Annotated in this window: 1 protein-coding gene; it reads left to right on the top strand. The window is 64.1% G+C overall.

Annotated features, from left to right (window positions below; translation table 11 throughout):
* On the top strand, positions 1-621 hold a 621-nt coding region (locus tag GFER_RS19260), incomplete at both ends, for a methyl-accepting chemotaxis protein (protein ID WP_235264124.1).

Genomic DNA, 621 nt, shown 5'->3' with positions numbered 1-621 from the left:
CAGGCGGCCGCCGCCGAGGAGGCCTCTAGCAGCATGGAGCAGATGGCGGCCAACATCCGGCAGAATGCCGACAACGCCATGCAGACGGAAAAAATTGCCGCCAAGAGCGCCCAGGACGCCCGTCAGGGCGGCGAGGCCGTGGGCAAGACCGTGACCGCCATGAAGCAGATCGCCGACAAGATCTCCATCGTCGAAGAGATCGCCCGCCAGACCAACCTGCTGGCCTTGAACGCCGCCATTGAAGCCGCGCGTGCCGGCGAGCACGGTAAGGGCTTCGCAGTGGTGGCAGCCGAGGTGCGCAAGCTCGCCGAACGCAGCCAGACCGCGGCCGCCGAGATCAGCGATCTTTCGGGATCAAGCGTTGAAATTGCCGAGCAGGCGGGCAAGATGCTTACGCAGATGGTGCCCGACATCCAGAAAACCGCCGAGCTGGTGCAGGAGATCGCCGCCGCGAGCAAGGAGCAGGACGCCGGCGCCGAGCAGGTCAACAAGGCCATCCAGCAGCTCGATCAGGTGATTCAACAGAACGCCTCGGCCTCCGAGGAAATGGCGAGCACTTCGGAAGAACTCTCCAGCCAGGCCGAGCAGTTGCAGCAGGCGATTGCCTATTTCAAGGTCGAC

Origin of the sequence: Geoalkalibacter ferrihydriticus DSM 17813 (assembly GCF_000820505.1) — a bacterium.
GTDB lineage: Bacteria > Desulfobacterota > Desulfuromonadia > Desulfuromonadales > Geoalkalibacteraceae > Geoalkalibacter > Geoalkalibacter ferrihydriticus.
This window is presented reverse-complemented; position numbering and strand designations above follow the sequence as displayed.